This is a genomic window from Neopusillimonas aromaticivorans (assembly GCF_030344915.1).
Taxonomy (GTDB): domain Bacteria; phylum Pseudomonadota; class Gammaproteobacteria; order Burkholderiales; family Burkholderiaceae_B; genus Neopusillimonas; species Neopusillimonas aromaticivorans.
In genome coordinates this window covers 1,219,027-1,237,485 of the sequence record NZ_CP128233.1, presented here as the reverse complement: position 1 = coordinate 1,237,485, position 18,459 = coordinate 1,219,027, and the positions used below count along the sequence as shown (strand labels likewise).

At 57.5% G+C, this 18,459-nt stretch carries 16 protein-coding genes and 3 pseudogenes; 5 read left to right on the top strand and 14 right to left on the bottom strand.

Annotation, left to right across the window (positions count from 1 at the left end):
- The first annotated feature begins 159 nt into the window (after nt 1-159).
- A complete protein-coding gene (locus N7E01_RS06635) occupies nt 160-534 on the top strand; it encodes a hypothetical protein (protein ID WP_289175065.1) in 375 nt (124 codons plus the stop codon).
- Between the two features lie 128 nt (nt 535-662).
- Here the strand turns inward: N7E01_RS06635 and N7E01_RS06630 are convergent, their stop codons facing one another.
- Together N7E01_RS06630 and N7E01_RS06625 are read right to left on the bottom strand one after the other, a co-directional pair.
- The gene (locus N7E01_RS06630; protein WP_289175064.1) at nt 663-1,385 is read right to left on the bottom strand and encodes an ABC transporter substrate-binding protein; all 723 of its coding nucleotides are present in this window, start codon (nt 1,383-1,385) and stop codon (nt 663-665) included.
- Nucleotides 1,382-1,654, bottom strand: coding sequence for a hypothetical protein (locus N7E01_RS06625; protein WP_289175062.1), 273 nt, complete (start codon nt 1,652-1,654; stop codon nt 1,382-1,384). The genes N7E01_RS06630 and N7E01_RS06625 overlap by 4 nt, the downstream gene beginning before the upstream one ends.
- Nucleotides 1,655-1,942: 288 nt before the next feature.
- On the opposite strand from N7E01_RS06625, the gene N7E01_RS06620 reads away from it, so the two are divergent.
- Complete coding sequence (locus N7E01_RS06620) at nt 1,943-2,629, top strand: class II aldolase/adducin family protein (protein ID WP_289175060.1); 687 nt, start codon at nt 1,943-1,945, stop codon at nt 2,627-2,629.
- A gap of 136 nt (nt 2,630-2,765) precedes the next feature.
- Here N7E01_RS06620 and N7E01_RS06615 read toward each other — a convergent pair whose 3' ends face one another.
- The 9 genes and pseudogenes from N7E01_RS06615 to N7E01_RS06575 form a co-directional block, all read right to left on the bottom strand.
- A complete protein-coding gene (locus N7E01_RS06615) occupies nt 2,766-3,491 on the bottom strand; it encodes an ABC transporter ATP-binding protein (protein WP_289175058.1) in 726 nt (241 codons plus the stop codon).
- Nucleotides 3,488-4,489, bottom strand: coding sequence for an aliphatic sulfonate ABC transporter substrate-binding protein (locus N7E01_RS06610; protein ID WP_289175055.1), 1,002 nt, complete (start codon nt 4,487-4,489; stop codon nt 3,488-3,490). Before N7E01_RS06610 ends, N7E01_RS06615 begins: the two co-directional genes overlap by 4 nt.
- Nucleotides 4,490-4,547: 58 nt before the next feature.
- Nucleotides 4,548-5,468 (bottom strand): ABC transporter substrate-binding protein, encoded by a 921-nt coding sequence (locus tag N7E01_RS06605; protein ID WP_289175752.1) that lies wholly within the window; start codon nt 5,466-5,468, stop codon nt 4,548-4,550.
- A 63-nt stretch (nt 5,469-5,531) separates the two neighbouring features.
- On the bottom strand, nt 5,532-6,371 hold the full coding sequence (locus N7E01_RS06600) for an ABC transporter permease (RefSeq protein WP_289175054.1): 840 nt from the start codon (nt 6,369-6,371) through the stop codon (nt 5,532-5,534).
- A gap of 437 nt (nt 6,372-6,808) precedes the next feature.
- Nucleotides 6,809-7,566: pseudogene (locus N7E01_RS06595) on the bottom strand (LLM class flavin-dependent oxidoreductase); the annotation flags it as partial.
- A gap of 338 nt (nt 7,567-7,904) precedes the next feature.
- Nucleotides 7,905-8,282: an EF-hand domain-containing protein gene (locus tag N7E01_RS06590; RefSeq protein ID WP_289175050.1), complete on the bottom strand. Its 378-nt coding sequence runs from the start codon at nt 8,280-8,282 to the stop codon at nt 7,905-7,907.
- Complete coding sequence (locus N7E01_RS06585; protein WP_289175048.1) at nt 8,282-8,560, bottom strand: glycine zipper 2TM domain-containing protein; 279 nt, start codon at nt 8,558-8,560, stop codon at nt 8,282-8,284. The genes N7E01_RS06590 and N7E01_RS06585 overlap by 1 nt, the downstream gene beginning before the upstream one ends.
- 130 nt (nt 8,561-8,690) lie before the next feature.
- A pseudogene (gene ppc, locus N7E01_RS06580) lies at nt 8,691-11,556 on the bottom strand (phosphoenolpyruvate carboxylase).
- Between the two features lie 68 nt (nt 11,557-11,624).
- Nucleotides 11,625-13,286 carry a methyl-accepting chemotaxis protein gene (locus tag N7E01_RS06575; protein WP_289175046.1) on the bottom strand — a complete coding sequence of 554 codons (1,662 nt, stop codon included), beginning with the start codon at nt 13,284-13,286 and terminating at the stop codon, nt 11,625-11,627.
- Nucleotides 13,287-13,522: 236 nt separating this feature from the next.
- On the opposite strand from N7E01_RS06575, the gene N7E01_RS06570 reads away from it, so the two are divergent.
- The 3 genes from N7E01_RS06570 to N7E01_RS06560 are packed head-to-tail and all read left to right on the top strand — an operon-like array spanning nt 13,523 to nt 16,024.
- Nucleotides 13,523-15,127 (top strand): GGDEF domain-containing protein, encoded by a 1,605-nt coding sequence (locus N7E01_RS06570; RefSeq protein WP_289175044.1) that lies wholly within the window; start codon nt 13,523-13,525, stop codon nt 15,125-15,127.
- Nucleotides 15,054-15,683: a M15 family metallopeptidase gene (locus N7E01_RS06565; RefSeq protein WP_289175042.1), complete on the top strand. Its 630-nt coding sequence runs from the start codon at nt 15,054-15,056 to the stop codon at nt 15,681-15,683. The genes N7E01_RS06570 and N7E01_RS06565 overlap by 74 nt, the downstream gene beginning before the upstream one ends.
- Nucleotides 15,684-15,721: 38 nt before the next feature.
- Complete coding sequence (locus tag N7E01_RS06560) at nt 15,722-16,024, top strand: monooxygenase (protein ID WP_289175041.1); 303 nt, start codon at nt 15,722-15,724, stop codon at nt 16,022-16,024.
- A 107-nt stretch (nt 16,025-16,131) separates the two neighbouring features.
- Here N7E01_RS06560 and N7E01_RS06555 read toward each other — a convergent pair whose 3' ends face one another.
- The 3 genes and pseudogenes from N7E01_RS06555 to N7E01_RS06545 all read right to left on the bottom strand — a co-directional run bounded on the left by N7E01_RS06555 (nt 16,132) and on the right by N7E01_RS06545 (nt 18,456).
- The gene (locus N7E01_RS06555; protein ID WP_350494970.1) at nt 16,132-16,323 is read right to left on the bottom strand and encodes a helix-turn-helix domain-containing protein; all 192 of its coding nucleotides are present in this window, start codon (nt 16,321-16,323) and stop codon (nt 16,132-16,134) included.
- Nucleotides 16,235-17,070: pseudogene (locus N7E01_RS18610) on the bottom strand (cupin domain-containing protein). Before N7E01_RS18610 ends, N7E01_RS06555 begins: the two are co-directional and overlap by 89 nt.
- 390 nt (nt 17,071-17,460) lie before the next feature.
- Nucleotides 17,461-18,456, bottom strand: a complete 996-nt coding sequence (locus N7E01_RS06545; protein WP_289175038.1) for a PDR/VanB family oxidoreductase — start codon at nt 18,454-18,456, stop codon at nt 17,461-17,463.
- Between the last annotated feature and the right edge of the window lie 3 nt (nt 18,457-18,459).

Below are 18,459 nucleotides of genomic sequence, written 5' to 3'. Positions count from 1 at the left end.
GATTGCCTGTCTGGTTACCTGGGGCAGTGCGGGTCTGGCTTTGCCGGCCGCCGCCGCAACTGCGGGGCAGCCTCCTGTTTCGCAAACCGAGGTTCGCGAGGCCGCAGCTCGACTGCTGGATCTGGCCCAAGGGGTTGGTCTGCCCTTAGCCGTACGGCGGTGGCCATCACCGGTGATGTGCAGGTCAACCAGAACGTGCTGGTACTGAATGGCAACACGCGGTATGCCATCGAGCCCACGTCTCGTGTGGGGCAGCCCGATGGCATTGGTGGTGTCCTTGAGGTTGACGGTGCTCCGTTTTTCAGACTGAAACTGATTGGCCAAAACAGGGTTGCAGCGTCCCGTATGCGTGGCCCCGTCTATTTGCGTGACGGCAACACCTTGTGTGGCGAAAAAGATGCGGTGTTGTACGCCCAGTTCGAAACGCTTGAACTGGGCGGGGTCGCCGACGCGGTGTTGTCGGTGCGAATTTTTGAACCCCGAAAAAAGGCGCTGACGGGCGCCCGCATTATTGTGCGGCGTATAACTACCTGAAAAAGTCGATGATGCGCGTCGCTCTTGACGTTTTCCTGGTCAGGGAACAGTTGTCCCATGAGATGTTGTCGAGTAAAGCGGTGGTAGTGTCTGCGATAACGCCAGCGCTTCGGGGTAAATGCTGGTGTCTACCCAGTCCTCAATCTTGAAGTCGATACCAAGATAGCCATGAGACAGCAGGAAGTTTTTTGCTGATTCAGTCGGCTGATCAGGCGCGGGTTGATGCTGGGGCGAAGACGTTCGTGCAGGCTGGGGCCATACGCCTGCAGTACCAGCTCTGGCGTGCTTGATGTTTCACTGGCTATGGCATCTCTCGTCTGCGCTGCGTTTTCTGCTGCCCACTCTGACGCTTGCAATAAAACAGCCAGATACCGTATGACTAAATCGGGCCTTTCGCGAATCAGCCGCCGGCTGACGGTGAGCGTGCGGGGCGTACCATTGTTAACGTGCAGTTCGGGTATGCCGGTTGACCTCAGATCAAACAACACTCGCAGACCATGCTGTTGCTGCTGAGCTGCTGCGACGGCACCTTTCAGGTAAATGGCGTCAACGTCTCCGTTGACCAGGGCCTGTATTTCGTTACGGGCAGGATGGCCGTGTGCGCCTGATTCGTCCAGATCGATTGGGTTGTTGACGATGTCTACCACGCGTACATCGTCAAGGGTCAGGCCGTGATGCGTCAGCACATGATTAAAACCGTGCAGTGCCTGAGCACGTTCAAAGTCAATTTGCTTGCTGGCGTAGCGAGGTAATCCGATACGTGTGTTGAGCAGGTCTTCCGCAGTACGCAAACGGCTGTCTTTCCGGGTCAGAATGACTTGGGTTTCTTCGACCCAGGTGAGCGCAATCACGGCCGTATCCTGACCCAGTGAGCGCGCCCATATTGCCGGGATATTGCCTCCTCCCGGAACTGGTTTGACAGCGTGTGCTGGAAATGTGAGGCCCGTAGTTCAGTTTCGGCAGCGCCTCGCAACGAGGCCAATTCAACCCCAAGTTGTCTGAACGATGCCTGCAGCCACTTGTAATGCTGTGCCACACCTGAAATCGTGGGCACCGGGCAGCGCGTGTACCAGATGGAGTCGATGCGGGTTTCCAGTGGTTCCAGGGAGGTATGTGTCATAAGAGGCGGCTTCTGATGATGGATGCAGCCATCCTACTGATAGTGGCCGGTAGCAGGCAACGACCGTTTTGGCATTTTGAAATGCCGGTACCCAATAAGGCAGTTGGCACCTGGGCTATGGCAGAGAGTAAAGGTGCAGAATCTGCGTTCATGACGTGCACGAATGTGCTTAGTTCAAACGCTTTGTTGTGATTCAGAGCGTCCCTCGATACGCTTGATACCTGCTTTGTCGCAGTGGCCCAAGCATGCGATAGCCGTCTTGTTAATCCCCTTTCCAGTGAGCAAGCCATGTCTCAAGTGTCTCTTTCTCCGTCTGTCATTACCTATTTCCAGCATGTCAAATCCGAGTTCGAAAAATGCCTGCGATTTTTACAAGCCTCCCGGACATTGACGGCCAGCAATACGTTGCAGGCCTACGTGCGTGAGCCACGAACTGGCCATATCATCGCACTGCATGCTCCACAGCCATGGGATGACGGCCTGGTGCGCGGGGTTATTGCCAGTCACGACGGTGAGGTCTTGCTGAATGAGGCGCAATTTGAAAGCTCACCCCTGTCTGATGCCCAGGTCAGTGACCGGGGCAGACGTTATGCTCCCGTTTTTCAGGCGCATCCCCATGTGAATGTGGTTTTTCATGTGCACACGGCCTATCTGGGTGGCTGGGCAGGTGCGCACAGGCCGTTGCCATTGCGTTATGCTGCATCACAGCGACTGACTCTGGCGCGCGAGCTGCCGGTTTATATCGACCGGACCCAACCCGAGCCAGAGTTCATCAGCGATTGCATTCGGGCCAATCCGGAAACGCCGGGTCTGCTTGAGGCCAATGGCGGGGCCACATTTTGGGGGTCAGGTCTCAGTCATCTTGCCCAACTGATTTTGCTGATTGAAGAGGGTGCCTATTTTCAGACGATTGCCGAGCAGCTGGGGGCCTTAAAGACTTTGGGCCCGGCGTGCTGGAGCAGCAGTGGAAAATGACCGGGTTGTGGTTGCGAGCGGAAAAAGATGCAAAGTATGCCGCACAGTCGCCACTGCCTGCCTGAGTGCCGTGGTGAACCCCTTCCTTTTCAGGAAGGGGATCAGATTGCTGACAAACTCTCGCGTCAAGCCAATATCAACAATACTCGACCAGATCCACCCCGAGGGCGGCCAGCAATTCAGATTTCATATCTTCCAGCGGCACCTGTGACAGGCGCCGTGGACGAGGCGTTTCGATTCGAACGTCTGCAGTAATCATGCCTTTGTCCAGAACCAGAATGCGGTCGGCCATGAGCAGTGCTTCATCTACGTCGTGTGTGACCAGTAACACGCTGAACCCGTGGCGTTGCCACAGGTCGAGCACCAGCTTTTGCATGGAACCGCGAGTCAGGGCATCAAGAGCGCCGAAAGGCTCATCCAGAAGCAAAAGCTCGGGCCGGCGTGCCAGGGCGCGGGCCAGGGACACGCGCTGTGCCTGACCGCCGGATAGTGTCTGTGGCCATACATCGGCCTTGTTCGTCAGGCCGACCTCTTCCAGTGATTGCAGGGCTTGATCACGCAAGTCTTTACCTTGAAGATTGAGCGTGACATTGCGCCAGACCCGTCGCCATGGCAGCAGGCGGGCCTCCTGGAACGCGACGCTGACCGAGTCAGGTGCATCGAAGTGGCTGGCCTGAAACCCCGAGTCGAGACCGGCCAGAATCCTCAAGAGCGTTGATTTGCCGGAACCGCTTTGTCCTAAGAGTGCGACAAACTCTCCGGGAAGGATTTCCAGAGAAAGGGCCTGAAGCACGTTGGGGTGACCGTCAAAGCTGCGCGACAAGTTGCGTATGCTGACGCCGGAGGTAGTTTGAGTGCTCATGGTGTGGACACGTCGATGACGGTATCAGAAACATCAATTCTGGCGGGGGTCAGTTTTTGGCTGGCATAAAAATCAGCGATGGTTTCCAGCTCTTTCAGAAATTGCTCGTCAGCCGGAACCACGTCCTGAACGGCGAATTGCCGGATGACTTCGGCAACAGGTTTGGGTACGCCGGCCTTGATGCTCAGATCAGCAACACGGCCGGGATTCTGTTTTGATGTGGCTGATTCATTGACCAGGGCTTTGTAGACGGCTTTGAGCTGTTCAGGGTGCTGTTGGGCAAACGTGCGGGTTGTTACATGGACATTGCGGTTGAGTGAGCCCAGATCTGACCCATGGGCAATGACTTTGGCCCCGGGTTCGGTTTGGGCTGCGGCAAAGAACTGGTCCCAGACGGCCCAGGCGTCCACGTGCCCTTGTGCGAAGGCAGTCGCAGCATCGGTGGGGCCCAGGTAAACCACTTGAACGGCATCGACGGGAATGCCCTGCTTCGACAAGGCCAGGCGCAACAGGTATTCGCCAGTCCCACCTTTGTTGACTGCAATTTTTTTGCCGCGCAGATCATCCAGTGACTGGATGCCACTTTTGGCCGTTGCCACAATGCCTTGATCTTTTCCGTCGTTCTTTTCTACAGCGAAAACCACCAAATCTTTGTCTGCCGATACAGAAGCAAGGAATGAGGTGGCGCTGCCGCTGCCGATATCGATACTACCGCCGCGCAGCGCTTCTGCCACGGGTGCGTAAGCCGGGAAATAGGGTTTCCATTCGACTTTTCCGCCTGCCGCATTGACGGTTTTTTCAAGGTCACCGCTTTTGTGCCCCAGGGTCAGATAATTGTAGGCATAGAGCGGCGCGATCTTGACGGTGACGTCGCCCGGTGCGGCAAGGCTGGCAGAGGGCAGCAGGCCGGCCATGGCAAAGCCGGCGCCCGCCATGAAAAGGCGACGGCGGTATTGGCTTTGCAGTGTATTGATTTTCTTGAAGGTTTTGAATGTCATTTGAGTGTTCTCCATTCTGCCGGATATATTCCGGCGTGTGTGTCAGGGTTGGCGTGTTTCAGGCGGCTTGTGCCGCGTCTGATGTCTGACCAAAGCGGTTGGTAACGGTGTCGCGCATATCCAGGGCCGAGGGGATCAGGCCGAACTGTGCGAAAATGTCGGCGTGAGCCTGTTGCTCATCCAGAAATTCTTGCGTTGGTGCGTCAATGCCCCAAGGACGTGCCTTGAGGACGTCAAGCCATTGGTTTGTTGGAACACCATTCAGGCCGTCCAGCAACTTTGCGGCACCTGACGGGTCGGCGGCGGTTTCTTCATCCGACTTGCGAATGGCGTCAAACAGGGCTTCGACGGCGTCGGGATGTTTTTGTAGCGTGTCATGGCGTGCCCAGTACACGGAACGATTGGAAAATGCATGTCCCGGTTTAGCCAGTACTGAAATGCTGACTTTGGCCTGGATTTGGGCAAACAGCGGGTCAGTGGCAACGATCGCGTCCAGTAGTCCGGCTTCAAAGGCGTCTTTGGCCGTTGCCGGTAGCAGATCAACGGCATTGACGTCAGACCAGCCCAGGCCCGTAGCATGCAGTTCGGCGGCCAGGAATTGTGTATGCCACGAGATTGGCATTAACGCGATGTTGCGTCCCTTCAGATCGTGCAATGACCGGATGCCCGATTCGCTACGCACGCACAACCCGCCGTTTTCATGGCGAGGGCCTGACATGCCGAATACCGCGACCGATAGACCGTCGGCTTTAGCCAGGATGGGGGCGTGGCACCGGTGCCAACCAGATCCAGTACGCCCAGTTTGACCAGAGGAATGCTTTGGGCGCCGTTGACATACGTAAAAATTCGAGCCCGTGCCTGCGCAAGTCGCTAACGTAGTCAGCCCTTCTTGCCAGGATGGAGAGCGAGAGGTTTTGAGGGTGGGCACCAATAATGATCGACATGGAATTTTTACCTTGATGAGGCGGTGGGGTGTCATGACCGGATCGGGTGCGGCCCAATCCGGCATGAGTGACGAGGCAGGGTGCCTGCGTTTGTACGGTCAGCCGGTATATACCGTGCGCCAGGCCAGTAATTTGTGCTCAAGGGCGCGAACCAGGTAATCGGTCAGCAGGCCAAGTACTGCGTAAAGGCATACGCAAACCAGCATGACATCGGCGCGTACAAACTGTCGGGCGGAGGTCAACAGGAACCCGATGCCCGAGTTGGCACCAACGGTCTCAGCTACGATGACGGCAATCCAGGCCAACCCCAGTGCAAATCTCAAGCCAATCAGCAGGCTGGGCAATGCCGCCGGCAGCAGTATGCCGGTAGCAATAGCGAAGCGGCTCATGCGGGCAATTTGTGCCACTTCGATCAGTTTGATGTCGACATTCCGGATGCCGCCAAACGTGTTGACGTAAATGGGCACGGCGACACCCAGTGCAACCAGCAATATTTTGGGTGTTTCGTCGATGCCAAACCACAAAATAAACAATGGAACCAAAGCGGTGAACGGAATGGTGCGCAGCATTTGCATGGGTTTGTCGACAAGGTCTTCCCCGAGTTTCGAAAACCCTGCCGCTACACCCAGGCTCAACCCAAAAGCGATTCCCAGTGCTGCTCCCGTAATGACGCGCATCAGGCTGGTGAAAACAGCGTCAGGCAGTGAACCATCAAGCAGCAGATTCCATGCGGTGACTGCGATTTGCGTCGGGTCGGGAAAGGCGCGACTATTGATAACGTTAAATGACGACAGAAAGTGCCATGCCAGCAATAGCGCAAGGGTAGACAGCCATGGGCGGTAGTGACGCCAGCTCACTACCGGTTTCAGTGCGGTACGGATGCGCCATGGTTGCGGCGTAATGTAGACGCCGCTCAGGGTAGTATCGTTTTTACTCATGCCATTGACTCGTGATGAAATGCGGGCTGCTTGTTACAACGTTGGGTTCCGGTAGCGCTCAGGCCGCTTTTTCTTTCAGGTGCCAGGCGCCGGTGGCGTTCAGCCAGGCGTCGCTGTCGCTGACAGCGGTGCTTTCCGGCCGGGCGATCGGTAGCAAGGGCAAGAGCAGATCCGAGACCCGGTACGCCTCTTCCAGCAGGGGTAGCCCGACAAGATGAAGGTGTCAAAGCCGATCTCCCGATACTCTTGCAGACGTGCTGCGACGGTTTCGGGGTCGCCCACCAACGCCGTACCTGGCCCCCACGCACGAGTCCCAGGCCGGCCCAGAGGTCGGGCGCGATTTCCAGGTCACGTGCTGAATGGACAGGCCGGTCTTGCAGCAAAGCTGTCATTCGAGCCTGGCCGACCGAGTCGGATGCTTTTTGCCGTGCCAGGTTGATGTCGATTGCCGATCGGTCCATTTTGCTGAGCAGCCACTCTGCGGCATTCCAGGCTTCTTCCCTGGTTTCCCGTACGATCACATTCAGACGGATACCGAATTTCATGGTCCGGCCTTGTTCACGCGCAAGGGTCCGTACTTTTTCCACTTTCTGAGCGGCTTGTTCAAGCGGTTCCCCCAGGTCAAGTACGTATCAACGTGCCGGGCAGCAACTTTGAGTGCAGGTTCGGAAGATCCGCCGAAGAACAGTTCCGGATAGGGCTTCTGGATGGCCGGCAGGTTGAGTTTTGCGTTTTCAAGGCTGACGTATTTGCCTTTATACGTGACCGTTTCGCCTTGCATGAGCCGACGCCAGACCGTCCAGTATTCGTCGGTCAATTCATAGCGCTCGTCATGGTTCAGGTAGATGCCGTGGGGTGGAAGCTGGTGCTGTTCGCCGGTGATAACGTTCAAGATCAGGCGGCCGCGCGAGAACTGATCGAATGTCGCGGTCTTTTGCGCGAGCATCAGGGGCGTCATCAGACCCGGGTGCACGGCAATGATGAATTTGAGCTTTTCCGAGAATGGAATCAGTGATGCTGCGGTCACCCAGGCGTCATGGGCGCCTCCGGTCGTTGCGAACAAGGCTCCGGTGTAGCCCAGGGTGTCAACGGCGCGCGTCAATTGTTGCAAGTAGGCGTAGTCGACAACGCGGCTCCCCTTGGGTTGCCAAGGGTAACGACCGTCTGATGGAACGATATACCAAAATATATTCATGATTCTTTCCTGGGTTTTGATATGAAAACAATATCAATTTGAAGGGTTCAGATTCCTCAGGGCGCGACGGGAAGACCATCACTATTGATGGTTAAGAGTCAATGCTGAAGCGCCTCTGGTAGGGCATGCAGACATCCTAATGAAACCCGGGGTGGGTTAACAACGAATGTTTCGGTATTTCCAAATATCAGAATTGGATATGGTGCGGTGGTTGAGTGCTGCGGCATGCGCCCGGGACGAAAATGGTGTCTTCTCGTTGGCTGCGAAGCATGAAAAGGGCGCTTCAACGATATGTCGTTGAAGCGCCCTTTGAGAGGGAGTGACGGACGTGTTGAGTATTACTGCGTCAGTTTGCCGTCTTTGTCGTAGTCGTAGCGGTCAAAGTCGCGCATCACGTGTTCGATGAACTCATCCAGCGTGATGGTGCCGTCTTTGTTGACATCGACAACCCCAAACTGTTCGGTAGTGATGATTTCACTGGCCTCGTCGGGTGACAGACGCTGATTGCCGTCTTTGTCCAGCTTCTGGAACGACTCGCGCATGAACTGTTCGTATTCGTCTTTGCTGATGCCGCCGCTTTTATTGCGATCGAGCTGGGCAAAGTGCTCTGGCGTCAGGGCAGGCTGGGATGCTGCTTGTTGAGCCTGGGCCATGAAGGCCGTGGCCAGCAGGCCGGCCAGCAGGCAGGCGGCGGGTTTAAAGCGGAATGTTTTCATTACTTGCACCCCATCTGGTTGCCAAGGTAGCCGCCGGCACCTGCGCCGACGGCGGTCATTGCCGTACGGCCACGACCACCGCCAATGGTGCTGCCCAGCAGGCCGCCGATGACAGCACCGCCCACGGTACCGGCAATGCAGTTGAATTCTGAGTTGTTACCGCTGCTGCGGGCGCCTGAGGGCTTTGGCAGGCCGTTAACGCGCCAAGGCTGGCCAGGGCGACAATTAAAGTGATTTTGCGCATGATTGTCTCTGTGGCTGATGAATACTACCCGCATCAAGGATTTTCGCGGGCTTGCACGACATGCTGCAGGCCTGGGGCCCTGCCGCATCCCGTGTTGTCTGATTATGTCACGACCAGTTGCGTTTGCACATGGGGATGCAACGCGATGGTGCCGTATTGCGTGCTTAGCCTGAATTGCGAAGCCCCGCCGCGATGCCATTGATGGTCATGTGAATGGCACGCTGGTTGCGGTCTTCCGTGCCGTCTTTGGCCGGTCGGCGCCGTGTTTTACGATCGCGGCGCAGCAGCTCGACCTGCAGGTGGTTGAGGGGGTCAATGTAGGCGAAGCGCTCGCTCAGGGCATCGCGCAAGACCTCATCGTGTTCGAGCAAGGCATGGCCCGTAATGTCAGAGAAGCGCGTGCACGTCAGCTGGTATTCGGCAGCGATGCGCCCGAAAACCGTGTCCCGCAGCCGGGTGTCGGCGACCAGGCTGGCGTAATGGCGTCCGATGCCCAGGTCAGTTTTTGCCAGTACCTGTTCCATGTTCGACAACAGGGTTTTGAAGAAAGGCCAGTCATGTGCCATTTCCTGCAAGGTGGCCAGTCGTGCCTTGGGGTGGTGGGGCTGCCGTCGCAGCCGTCGGCAATGTAACGGTCAATGGCTGAACCGACGCCGTACCATCCCGTAATCATCAGGCGGCATTGGGCCCACGAGAACCCCCATGGAATGGCGCGCAAGTCGTGGATGGTTTGCGAGGTTTTGCGTGATGCAGGACGCGAGCCGATATTCAGGCCGGCAATTTCCAGAACCGGAGTGGATGCGAAAAAATAGTCATTGAAGCCGGGTGTCTGGTACACCAGGTCGCGGTAGGTCTGCTCGGCGACTTCAGACATGAATTGCGCCACATGGCCATAGCGGGCCATGTTCTGGTCTTCAACCTGGGTGGCCGACGATTTGGGTGTCAGGCTGCTTTCGAGGGTTGCCGCCACGAAGTTTTCCAGTGCCAGCGCCCCACGTTGGCGTCTTTGTACTTGACCTGGATCACCTCGCCTTGTTCTGTCAGGCGAATCTGGCCGTTGACCGTGCCGGGGGCTGCGCCAGGATCGCTTCGTAGCTTGGGCCGCCGCCGCGTCCGACCGAGCCGCCACGACCATGGAATAACCGCAGCCGCACTTTACGCTTCTTGAATACGTGGACCAGTTGCCGTTCGGCACAATACAGTGCCCAGTTCGATGTCAGGTAACCACCGTCCTTGTTGCTGTCAGAGTAGCCCAGCATGACTTCCTGGATTCCGTGGTGGATGGTGTGCACGCGCTCGGTGACCTCGGGCAGGTCGAGCCACGCGGCCATGATTTCCGGTGCCATTTGCAGGTCGGGAATGGTTTCAAACAGCGGGGTTACCATCAACCCGGTTTGCACCGGCGTGTTATGGCGCTGCGCTGACGGCGTGATCAGCCCGGTTTCCTGTTGCAAGACCAGCACTTCCAGCAGGTCGCTGAGCGTCTCGGTGTGTGAAATGATGGCCTGACGAACGGCGCCTTCGCCATATTTGCGTCGGCCGTGTGCGGCCATACGGAAAATGGCCAGTTCTTTTTCGGTCTCGGCGGAATAGGTCACCCAGGGGAGACCAGGGGCCGGGTCTGTTGCAGTTCGGCCCTCAGTACGGCCTGTTTGCTGTCCTCGTCAAGCTGGCTGTAATTGACGGGTTTGCCCTGCCAGGTTACCCCGGCTATTTCGAACAGTTCGGTCAGTACGCGTTCATGCACGTCCGAATTCTGGCGCAGATCGACGGATGCCAGGTGAAAACCGAAAATACCGATGGCCTGGATGAGGCCTGACAAGCGTAACGTTGCAATGACATGTCCGTGGTGTTTGTCCAGCGAGTCGGCCAAGGTTTGCAGATCAGCCTGCACAGCGGCGGGCGTGTCGTATGGCACGGCGTCGTAAGTTGGCCGCTGGGCCTGCGCACGCCCGGTCAGTGTGATCGCGGTTGCGGCGAGCCGGGCGTAAATGTGAATCAGTGCACGCCGGTAGGGCTCGTCCTGACGGTGTTCGGAAGTGTCCTGGCTGGTTTGCGCCAACGCCATCAAGGCGGGGCTGGCAGAGCCCAGCGATGTCGAAATGGACAACTCTTTGCCCAGGATATGGACCTCGTTCAGATAATGGCGCAGGGCTACGGCCGATTGCCGCAGCAGGGCTTGTTCCAGGGTGTCGGCATTGACATTGGGGTTGCCATCGCGATCACCGCCAATCCAGCTGCCCATTTGCAAGAAGGGGGCAAGATGGGCAGGCGGTTGTTGAACACCGATTTGCCCGACGGGTTCAGGCGCAGGTTCAGCTCGTGATAAAGCTCGGGGATGGCCGTTAGGAATGTACTGTTGTAGTAGCTGAGCGAGTTGTCGATTTCATCGATAACCGTCAGTTTTTGCCAGCGCAGCATGCGGGTTTGCCACAGGGTGGCCACCAGGCCCAGCAATTGCTGTTCAAGCACCTGTTGTTCCATGGTCGACAGCGCTGAGCGGTCGGTCGCCAGCAGGCGGGCGATCTCGCGGTGCAGGTCCAGCGTACTTTTGCGCTGCACTTCGGTCGGGTGTGCGGTCAGTACCGGTACGATGCAGGCTTCGCTCAAGTAGTTCTGGATTCGCTGACGGCTGACGCCACGCGCGTGCAGGGCCGTCAGGGCCTGTTGCAGGCTGCCCTTGATAAGGGTGTCATTGGCCAGCACGGCGTTGCGATGGCGCCGGTTCTGGTCACGGTCTTCGGCAATATTCGAGAGTTGCAGGAAATAACTGAAGGCGCGACCCACCGACGAGGCTTCTTTTGGGCCCAGGCGGCCAATCGCCTGCGTCAGCGCCTTGCTGTCGGCAGGGTTGCCTTCGCGCCGGAAGGCCACCGCCGAGCGCCGAAGTTTTTCAACGATGTTGTAGGTCGCGACGCCTTCCGAGTCACGGATCACTTCACCCAGCGCTTTGCCCAGGCGGCGAATATCCTGACGCAGCAGATTGGTGATTTCGGATTGTCTTTCAGGTGAAGCGGTCGATCGTTTCATGGGGCTCCCGGGGAATGGTTTTTGCGCCTTAGTTTACCGGTTCCCCGAGCAATTATTTTCAGTGTGCTTTACGTCAGCAAGGGACGGCTTTTGCCGCCCTGATGTACGGGTGACCGCGATACCGGCTCAAGCCTGTCCACCTGGCGTTCCTGGGCGCGGAACGTCGTTACGGGCATGTCCTCACCCGCGAGGCGGAAGAAAGACACGGACTGAACCAGTTGCGTAGCCATGCTGCGCAAGCTGGCGGCAGCCGCTGTCATTTCGTCGACCAGCGATGCGTTTTGCTGGGTGACATGGTCCATGTCGTTCACCGCGCTACCGACTTCAAGGACGCCGGTATTCTGCTCTTTGCTGGCCACACTGATTTCGCCGACGATGTCGTTGACGCGCTGGATGGCCGTCTGGATTTCGTGCATGGTGTTGCCGGCTTCGTCGACCAGGGCGGTGCCTTGTGCCACCCGGCTGACGCTGGCGGTGATGAGGGTCTTGATTTCGTTGGCGGCCGAGGCGCTGCGTTGGGCCAGGGCCCTGACCTCGCCGGCGACGACGGCGAAGCCGCGTCCTTCGGTGCCGGCACGGGCAGCCTCGACGGCGGCGTTCAGCGCCAGAATATTGGTCTGGAAGGCAATACTGTCAATAACCCCAATGATTTCCTGGATACGGCGTGAGGATTCATTAATGTCGTTCATGGTGGTGACGACATTCTGGACGACGTCGCTGCCTTTGCCGGCAATAGACGCTGCCTCGCGGGCCAGCAGCGCGGCCTGCTGGGCATGTTCGGTGTTCTGGGACACCATTTCGCCCACCTGACGCATGGTAACGCTGGTTTGCTGCAACGCAGATGCCTGGTTCTCGGTACGCCCTGACAGGTCGCTGTTGCTGTGGGCAATCTGTTGGCTGGCGCTGGCGACGCTTTCGGCGTTGCTTCGCACATTGGCCACGATCCGGGCCAGCGATTGCTGCATGTCGCGCAAGGTGCCGAGCAAGGGTGAAAACTCGTCGCGGGTGGTGTCTGCGATTTCCGAGGCCAGGTTGCCTGCCTGCACGTTCTGGGCCAACCGGCTGGCCAGGGCGACGCGGCGTTTCAGGTTGCGGCTCACATACGCAACGGCAAGCATCAGGGCAACCACCGATGCGGCAACCAGCGTCAGCAAGGTCGCCAATGTGTTGTCGACATCGGTGGCGATGCCTTCAATTTCGCTGGACAGCGCGGAGCGCTGTGCGGAAACCGTCTCGGCCAGTACGGCCAGCACCTGATTGCGGGCGGGGATGGTTTCATCGACAAGGTAAGCGAAGGCGGCATCGCGCTGGCCTGAGGTGATCAATTGCAGGTTCGCTTCTCCTTTGCGCCAGAACAGGTCCAGCACAGGCGGGAGCTTGTCGAACAAGATACGATCGGCGGGCGTGGAAACGGTGGACTCGTAGTTGCGGACGGCGTTTTCAATGGTTTGGCGCTTGAGACCGATGTCGTTCAGGGTCTCTTGCAGTTCTTGCGGGTTACGCGCCAGGATGGCATGACGCAGCTGCAGGGATACGCGTGTGATGTTCAGTTCGGTTGCGGCGGCCAGAGCGGCTTGCTGCGCCCGTACCGATTCGGTTTGGCGCGCGGCCTGGATGACGGCACCAAGCTGGATGTAGGCAAACACCGCCAGGGCGATGAGTGCCAGGGAAACAGAGAAGGCGATGACGGTCAGGCGCCCCGCGATACCGACAGGTTTGTTTGAGAACACGGCTGGACCTTTCAAGTTGGTTTTGGTTAAAAAAACTATAATTGTCTTAGACAAAAGAGTCAATATTTTGTTTTTATCACTTTTAAAGGGGTGGTTTTTCACTTTTGACTTAGACAGAATGTGTTTTCGAGCGTGTGAAACGGTAGAGTAAGGTCATTGGCCTGCGGCCGGCAGAGGTTCTGCGTTACAGTCTGGAATCATTAAAATGATTACTTTCCAAGGATTTGATCAAACTCATGTTGCTCGATAACTTCCGCCGCGAATGGAGCACGATATCCGACAGCGCAAATGGTGCTGTGGCGAGCGAACTGTCGCGCATTGTTGCGGCTAATGCCGATGCGCTTGCGCGGTCGTTCTACGAGATCATGCTCAAAGACCCGCAAGCCAGTGGCTTTCTTGATCACGATCAGGTCAAGCTGCGTTTGCATGCTTCGTTGGTGCGCTGGTTGCTGCAGTTATTCGGCGTTGATGCCGATGCGCAGGCCGATGACATTTACGCATTTCAAATGAAAGTGGGTGATGCCCATGCCCGTATTGATATCCCGGTGTCGCTGGTGCTCAAGGGAGCCCGTGCGCTGAAGTCATGCTTCTGCGGCTTTCTGGACGAGGCTCCGGCCGACATTACCGATTTCGGGTTTCGGGCCAACCGCCTGTTTGGCATGAAGATTGATCTGGCCATGGAGGTCATGAGCCAGGCGTATGCCGTGACCACCAGCCGCAAGGCGCGTTCCAGCGAGGCCTACCGGCTGTTCTCGATTACCGAAAATCTGGCGACGGAAAAAGAGCGTCAGAAAGCGGCTTTGCTCGACTGGGAAAGTGCGGTCATGTTTGAAGCCGCCATGGGCAGCCCTTCGGCCAGTCTGCAACGCATGCGTGAGTCGGAGTTCGGTTTGTGGTTTCGTCACAAGGGGATGCATGCGTTTCAGGGTGTCCCGGAAGCCGATGTGATCGTCCGGGTCATGGATCAGGTGGATGAGGAGTGTCTGGCCGAGTTGACGCAGCCCGATCTTCAGGTGACGCGGCGTGCCGAAATTGTGCGTGAAATTCGCAGCCATGCGCGCAATGTGCAATTGCAGTTGGCCAGCCTGTTTGCGCACAGTCTTGAGCTTGAATCCGGTAAAGATGTCTTGACACGTTTGTTGAACCGGAAATTTTTGCCAACCGTACTGATGCGTGAAATCGAGCACAGCCGGAAGCATGGTCGTGCGTTTGCCATTGCCGTCATTGATATTGACCATTTCAAGGTGGTGAATGATACCCATGGGCACGAGGCCGGAGATCAGGTCATCCAGCAGGTGGCGGCCGTTCTGGCCGAGCAGTGCCGCGGTGGTGATTTCCTGTTCCGTATGGGCGGTGAGGAATTTCTGGCGGTGCTGGTTGACCTTGATGCCGATCAGGCCGAGAGGTTGTGCGAACGCATGCGCCAGGCGGTTGAGCGCCATCCGTTCCTGATTCCCGATGGTACGGTGCTGGCGGTAACGATCAGCATTGGCATGGCGGCGTATTGCGGTCACCCTGACTATAACTATCTGATGCGTATGTCAGACGAAGCCGTCTATGAAGCGAAAAGCCGGGGGCGTAACCAGGTCGTGGTGCGACGTGCTGTGGCCGGTGTCGAAGGGGTTGAACCGCTGGCGCTGAGGGGGCGTAATTGGTGTGCAGTCGAGACGTCATGCGTTCAGTATTTTATTACAAGAGGTCGTCATGAGACTGATGGAATCGACAAGGTGTATTTTCTGGATGATGGCGCTTTTTGCCGGTCTGGGTGTGTCTGTCGTCAGGGCAGAGTTGCCGCCCGGGTTCGTCTTTCTGGACGCGGCCGTACCGGGCCTGAGCGTTGATTTACGGTATACCGGCAGTCATAACTTTGTGGGTCGGCCGGTTGCCGGGTATGACGGCGCCCGTCCGGTGCTGTCGGTTCCGGCAGCGGCAGCGCTGGCGCGGGTTCAGGCAGATCTGAAACCGTTTGGCCTGGGGTTGCTGGTGTTTGATGCGTACCGTCCTCAGCGCGCCGTGGATGACTTCGTCAAGTGGGCTGCCGACCTGGGCGACGTCAATACCCGACGCGAGTTTTATCCGGATGTCGACAAATCGAACCTGTTCAAGGAAGACTACATTGCCGAGCGTTCCGGGCACAGCCGTGGCAGCACTGTTGATCTGACGCTGGTGGCGCTCGACTCCCAAGACGCTCTTGATATGGGGTCGTCGTTTGACTTTTTTGGTGTCGAGTCCTGGCCCGAGCACCCGGCCCTGACACCTCAGCAGCGCGCAAACCGGTTGTTGCTGCAAACGCTGATGGTCAGGCACGGTTTTAAGCCGTATCCTAAAGAGTGGTGGCATTTCACCCTCGATAACGAGCCGTTTCCCCAGACGTATTTTGATTTCTTGCCGCGCTGACCTGCGCGGTCTATCGTGTTGTATTGCCGGAGAACACCATGAAAATTCTGCAAGTTGATTTCCCGATGGCGGGCCCGTTTGGTGACGAAATGTCCGAAATGATGAAGGGTCTGGCTGAAAGTATCGCCAACGAACCTGGCCTGGTCTGGAAGCTCTGGACTGAAAACGCCGAAACCGGTGAGGCCGGGGGTATTTATTGCTTTGAAAGCCTTGAAACCTTGAATGCCTATAAAGACATGCATGCGGCGCGCCTTACCGCAATGGGCGTTACGGGCTTGCGGTTCAAGATCTTTGACCCGAACATCCCATTGTCGAAAATTGATCGTTTCCCCGGTCTGTAAGCCGTTTGTCTGGCGCGTAAATTGTTTGCCGTGTCGACAATTACCGGCCCATAGGCTTTATACGTTCGACACATCGCCCCGGTTGGTGCTGCCAACCGGGGCGGTTTTTACATACAGGGCAGGAATGGCCGGGTGGTGGTGTCGCGCGGCAGCTCGCCAAAGCGCTCACGATAGTAGGCCGAGAAGCGGCCCAGATGACCAAACCCGTGGTCAAGAGCAATGGTTGTGACGTTGGCCCCGGGGCTGGTTTGCAGCGTGTGGCGTACGGCATCCAGCCGCATATTGCGTAGCAACACCATGGGTGATACGCCGTGGTACTTGTGGCAAAGCGCATTGAGCGAACGGGGCTAAGCCCGGACGCATTAGCCAGGTCGACCAGTGAAATGGGGGCGCACAACCGTTGCCGGATATAGGTTTCCATGCGTTCAAGGGGGCAAACCCGTTGCTGGTGCCAGCATGATTGGTGGCGTGGTGGTTTGCCTCGGGGCTGTGACCTGCCGATGTCTGGTGGGTCAGCAGGAAAAGCGCCAGCGTTTGTTCGAAGTGCTCAAGCCAGGTATTGCTGAGGCCGTCGCCGCCATTGGGCAGATCAATGGCCTGTTGCACCAGCGAATGCCACACCAGGTTCAGACTGTCCTCGAGCTTGAAGGCGGGCGATGTAAAACCGCCGGCCATACAGGGCGCTTCAGGCACAGAGGCCATGCGCGCGCGGCGCTCGGCCAGGTGGTGTGGCACCTTCAGGATGAGTTGCTCGCTGCCTTTTTCCCAGTGGATGTTCAGGCCGTGGCGGGGGACAGTACGGCGACGTCACCTGGGCCAAAGGCCTTGCGGTGGCCGGCGATATCCACTTCGAAGGTACCCCGCAGGGGCGTCTGCACCAGTGAAAACCCCTTGAAGGCGCTGGCCTTGACCTTGACCTCGGCCCCGTAGGTCAGTTTCATGACGCTGATATCGTTCAGGCGACGCTGAAACAGGGTGGTGTTTACCTTCCCTTCGCCCAAGGCAAGGTCATGCTCGGTCAAAATGCCGCCCAGTGTGCTGCGCACTTCCGAGGGGAATCGGAATGAAAGACCAGATGGTCGTGCAGCTTGGAGAGATTTAAATTTTCGAGGTGTTGCACGGTATTGCCCGATTGAATTGAAACGTCGGGGCGAGGCGACGCCACGTTTACATGTACAACACTTTAAACGTAAAGTGTTTTTCAGGGAATCAGGGACTTCCCGTGGTTTTCGCGTTCTATGTCCATGATATTAAAGTGGTTATTATGTGTTTGTGGTTTCGTTTCCGGAGGTTCGCGAGGGGCTCCTCGCGTGGGGCGAGTCGCTTTTCGGGGTCTGCGCGAAATGCAGCGGGTAATAAAAAACGACTTGTCCGGAATTCGTCCGGCAAGCCGTTCATGTCATGCCCCCAGACCATGGCAGGCCGGAGGCTCCGGGTCACATGTCGAGAACCAGTTTTTTGCCTTTGGCGCGTGATACGCAGGTATGCATGATGTTGCCGGCTTCTTTCTCGCGGGCGGTCAGAATGTAGTCGCGGTGGTCAATTTCACCTGACAGTACATCGCAGGCACAGACACCGCATTCGCCACGCTTGCAGTCGTACAACGGGTCAAAACCTTCTTCGACCAGGACATCCAGAATACTTTTGTCGGCCGGCACAAGCAGTGTTTTTCCGCTTTGTGCGAGTTCGACCTCAAAGGCCTGGTCGCCCTCTTCGGCAGCCGGCGCGTTGAAGAGTTCAAAGTGGACCTGGTTACGAGGCCAGCCCTGTTTTTCGGCCAAGGCCAGGATGGCGTCAATCATTGGCGTGGGGCCGCAAAAATAGATGTGATCGTTGGCTCCCAGGCTGGCGAATACGGCATTCAGGTCAAGCGGTTTTCCTGCTTCGTCATCAGCATGCAGGTGAAGGTCGTCGCCCAGCAAGGCCTCAAGTTCATCGACATAGGCCATGGAACTGCGGCTACGGCCCGCGTAGTACACCGACACAGGGCGGCCGATATGTTTGCAATGGGCCGCCATGCTGGCAATGGGCGTGACGCCGATGCCGCCGGCAATCAGTACCGCCCGGTCATGGCTGGCTTCCATCGGGAACTGGTTGCGCGGGGCGCGTACCTGCAGCAAATCACCTTGACGGATCTGTTCATGGACAAAGTGAGAGCCGCCGCGCCCTGGCGACTCTTTACGGACTGCAATGCGATATTCGGCGGGGTGTGTGGCCGACGTCTCGTCCAGGGCAACCAGAGAGTACTCACGCCAGTCAATATTGCCGTTCGCAAGCCGGACAGCAAGGCTGATGTGAGCACCCGCCGCGAATGCCGGCAGGGTTTGGCCGGCGATATCCGGACGCAACCGCAACTGTCGGACATCGGCGGTGAGCATGCCGGCATCTGACACGCACAACGTTAAAACTTCAGTAGATTCGGGCATGCTCATACA

Coding starts and splice junctions, on each gene's coding strand:
- N7E01_RS06625 (WP_289175062.1), bottom strand. CDS start 1,654: ATGACACATACCTCCCTGGAACCACTGGAAACCCGCATCGACTCCATC.
- N7E01_RS06620 (WP_289175060.1), top strand. CDS start 1,943: ATGTCTCAAGTGTCTCTTTCTCCGTCTGTCATTACCTATTTCCAGCAT.
- N7E01_RS06615 (WP_289175058.1), bottom strand. CDS start 3,491: ATGAGCACTCAAACTACCTCCGGCGTCAGCATACGCAACTTGTCGCGC.
- N7E01_RS06610 (WP_289175055.1), bottom strand. CDS start 4,489: ATGACATTCAAAACCTTCAAGAAAATCAATACACTGCAAAGCCAATAC.
- N7E01_RS06605 (WP_289175752.1), bottom strand. CDS start 5,468: ATGACACCCCACCGCCTCATCAAGGTAAAAATTCCATGTCGATCATTA.
- N7E01_RS06600 (WP_289175054.1), bottom strand. CDS start 6,371: ATGAGTAAAAACGATACTACCCTGAGCGGCGTCTACATTACGCCGCAA.
- N7E01_RS06590 (WP_289175050.1), bottom strand. CDS start 8,282: ATGAAAACATTCCGCTTTAAACCCGCCGCCTGCCTGCTGGCCGGCCTG.
- N7E01_RS06585 (WP_289175048.1), bottom strand. CDS start 8,560: ATGCGGGTAGTATTCATCAGCCACAGAGACAATCATGCGCAAAATCAC.
- N7E01_RS06570 (WP_289175044.1), top strand. CDS start 13,523: ATGTTGCTCGATAACTTCCGCCGCGAATGGAGCACGATATCCGACAGC.
- N7E01_RS06560 (WP_289175041.1), top strand. CDS start 15,722: ATGAAAATTCTGCAAGTTGATTTCCCGATGGCGGGCCCGTTTGGTGAC.
- N7E01_RS06555 (WP_350494970.1), bottom strand. CDS start 16,323: ATGGTGTTGCTACGCAATATGCGGCTGGATGCCGTACGCCACACGCTG.
- N7E01_RS06545 (WP_289175038.1), bottom strand. CDS start 18,456: ATGAGCATGCCCGAATCTACTGAAGTTTTAACGTTGTGCGTGTCAGAT.